The following is a 3,020-nucleotide window of genomic DNA, read 5'->3' as shown; positions in this document are numbered from 1 at the left end:
GGCTACTATCACGGCGTCACACAACCAAAGCTCCGGGGCGAAAAGCGATGGATGAAGAAGAGGCGAAGACCGCTTATGGGGGGATCACCGATCTGCTCCGAAAGGTCGGATTGGATTGGGTAGTAGAGCAAGTGAAGGAGAGCAACTATCTCGGAAAGACGGTCATTACAAAAGCTGATGCCAGCGAGTTCATCGATGACCAAGTCGCCGGTCAGCGGCGCGGCAGACGGCAAATGCAGGATTTCGTAACGACTCAGCCCTTTTCCAACATTGAGCGCCTGAATCTTCTTCTCGATGCCATCGATCGCGTAATGGCTCTTCCGCAGTTCGCAATCGATGCGCTAAAGATATTGGAAGCAAAGAGCGTGACGTTCGTTTCTGAACGAGAAGGCGATGACGGCCACAGCTTAAACAGCGATTCAGGCGAACAGCAGGAGGCAGGTCGCCGCCGCTTGAGGGAACTGCGCCAGCAAGCTGGAGTAACCGCCGCATGATGACCGCATCGGATCTCATCGGACAGGTCTCCGCGATCCTCAGTCCGGCATATGGCATGAATTACTCTGCAGCGTCGGATGCGAATGACGTATTCGAGTGCTATGCGCTCGCGATCGTCGTAAAGGCGGGCCGCGCCGCTGGGGCCACCGTCGTTTTCGAAGCTAACGACGGAAATGGCACCACCAACCTGATTTTCCGAACCTCGCCGGGCGATATCTTCAGCCCGAAGAAAAAATACACCCACGCCATTATAGACTTGCCAGGCTGCCCGCCGCTCGAGGCGCATATCGGCGTCAAGGTATCAGGGCGCTCGGGTGTCCTCCACGAATGTGATGTCGCCGTGATCGATCGACACGAAGCGCGCGTCTGTCGCGGAGAAAAGGTACATCCTCGTGCTAGCAAGGTCCTGATTGCAGCCGAATGTAAGTTTTATGCGAGTACCCTTCAGTTGGGTTTGGCGCGAGGGTATCTCGGACTCGCCGAAGAACTCAGTAAGCAAGATCGGTTGCTGGTGACCAACACTACCTCCGATTCCGCAGCAAGGATGATCGCCTATCATAGAGCTGGTTGGGAGTTCGATCTGTCGTCACCGAGTTCGGCCCAGGCAGTAGATCTCGAAGCGAAATTCAAAGAGGCCTTCCGCAACTACGTTGCGAAGCGCAAATCGTGAGCTGTTTCGATCCTAACCAACGGAGCTGTCCGCTGACGCAATCTAGCATTCATTCGTCTCTGCATCGCGGAGGTGTCTGTTATGCAGAATTGCTCTCGCTGTTCCGCTTCTTTGGATAATGCGCTTGACGAACGGAACAGGAAAATGACGGAGAACTTCAATTATATCTCTTTTGGCAGCTGGGAGTATGTCGAAGGGAGCGTCGATGTTGTCACCATGGGTCGGGGGCGCATGTTCGAATACACGCCGTCCGACACAGAGAAACGGCTTGAAGGTCTCGATTCCACGGCGATCGCCTTTCTTGAAAAATTGCCTACCTTTCTGTGCAGCGAGATCAAGCAAACAAGCGACGCCGTCTCCATCTGCGTCAAAGCGAAGCGCACTAACACGCGCATCAAATCGCAGTCTGGCGCATTCCTGCTATTCGGGCACGAGGTTGCGCTGCCCGATGCGGGCCAGGACGGTATCGAAATCAGCCGTGTCACGATCCAGAGCAAGGCGCACATCCTCGAGCAGCTCGACCGCATCAACATCAACGCCACTACCGTCTATCCGAGCATCGACCAGACCGCAGTTCATCTGCGAGATCAGTACCAATCGCCGCAACCGGTCAGAACGACCTCTAGCTCTGCGCCAAACGACTCTCCAGAGGTATGATGGGACGCCTTTGGCTATGTATCCAAGATTTGGTTGATGACGTTTGGTTCGGGCTAGCAATATATCGCCTGAACCATCGACCGCTTTTCGCGATACTGCCGAAAAGCGGGTGGGCCGCTAACGGCCCCTATTTAGACATTCCGTACAGCCGGATAGCGGCCGCAACTGGCGTTTAGCCGACCTTCCAATTTCTCGCACAGTTGCCAAGTAGCGCCTCCCTCGCATTAACCATTCGTTAACCATTCCCTCGCTAGCGTTTACCTCTCAGTAAGGATTCGCCAGCCGTGACTTTTGCCGCTCCCCTCGAGGCCAAATCCATTCGTTTTCGCGCCCGCTCTTTCGTCGCTTTCACGCTGACGCCGGAGGCGCCTTTGGACGTGTGGTTGGAGGGGCTCGACCACTGGATCGGCAACTCGCCGGGCTATTTTTCCGGACGGCCGGTGGTGCTTGATCTCAACACCTTGAAGCCCGATGTCGCCGCGATCGAATCGCTGGTCGATGTGCTTGGCCATCGCGGCATCCGCATCTACGCCATCGAGCTCGACGGCCATACCGCACTCGAGCCCAACCTGCCGCCGGTGCTGGTCGGCGCCAAGGAGGCGACGACCGATGGTTTGCTGCCCCGCGAGGCGCGGGCGGAGGGTTTCGACAAGGCCGAGGGCAGGGCGCCTGAAGGCGGCCCGGACAAGGGCGGCAAGGCTGGCGCAAGCAAGGTGGACGAAAGCGAGCCGCAGGTTGCGCCGGAAGCTTCGGGCACGCTGATGATCAAGGCGCCGATCCGCTCCGGCCAGGCGATCGTGCATCCGCATGGCGATGTCATCGTGCTGGGTTCGGTCGCGTCCGGTTCGGAGATCATCGCGGCGGGGTCGATCCATGTCTACGGCACGTTGCGCGGGCGCGCTTCGGCGGGTGCGCTGGGCAACAAGGGCGCGCGCATCTTCTGCCGCAAGAACGAGGCGGAGCTGCTGGCGGTCGACGGCTGGTACGTCACCGCCGAGGAGATGGAAGGTGTTTCGCGCGGCAAGCCGGTGCAGGCGTTTCTCGATGGCGAGAGCCTGCGGGTTTCGACGCTGAGCTGACAGTCGATATTGGGGCGGCCGGGCCGCTCGTCAAGAACACGATATTTGGGCGGCCGAGGCCGCCCGGCAAGAACAACAAATGAACAACAACGGAGGCTTTTCAATGGGCAAGGTAGTGG

At 58.1% G+C, this 3,020-nt stretch carries 4 protein-coding genes; all 4 read left to right on the top strand.

Features of this window, described 5'->3' with window-relative positions; all coding sequences use genetic code 11:
- On the top strand, window positions 1–494 hold a 494-nt coding region (locus EN935_RS28995; protein WP_206534595.1), incomplete at its 5' end, for a hypothetical protein.
- Window positions 491–1,165 carry a hypothetical protein gene (locus tag EN935_RS28990; protein WP_127262943.1) on the top strand — a complete coding sequence of 225 codons (675 nt, stop codon included), beginning with the start codon at window positions 491–493 and terminating at the stop codon, window positions 1,163–1,165. The genes EN935_RS28995 and EN935_RS28990, both read left to right, overlap by 4 nt.
- 144 nt (window positions 1,166–1,309) lie before the next feature.
- Entirely contained in the window at window positions 1,310–1,822 is a 513-nt protein-coding gene (locus EN935_RS41520) for a hypothetical protein (protein WP_206532355.1), read from the top strand.
- Window positions 1,823–2,106: 284 nt separating this feature from the next.
- Window positions 2,107–2,901, top strand: a complete 795-nt coding sequence (gene minC, locus EN935_RS28980; RefSeq protein ID WP_127262942.1) for a septum site-determining protein MinC — start codon at window positions 2,107–2,109, stop codon at window positions 2,899–2,901.
- Window positions 2,902–3,020 lie beyond the last annotated feature (119 nt).

Source organism: Mesorhizobium sp. M7D.F.Ca.US.004.03.1.1, from assembly GCF_003998635.1.
Taxonomy (GTDB): domain Bacteria; phylum Pseudomonadota; class Alphaproteobacteria; order Rhizobiales; family Rhizobiaceae; genus Mesorhizobium; species Mesorhizobium loti.
Note: the sequence above shows the minus strand (reverse complement) of the source record. Positions and strands in the feature narration are given on the sequence as shown.

Bases quoted from the DNA above. Each gene is read 5' to 3' on its own strand.
- EN935_RS28990 (WP_127262943.1), top strand. From the start codon at position 491: ATGATGACCGCATCGGATCTCATCGGACAGGTCTCCGCGATCCTCAGT.
- EN935_RS41520 (WP_206532355.1), top strand. From the start codon at position 1,310: ATGACGGAGAACTTCAATTATATCTCTTTTGGCAGCTGGGAGTATGTC.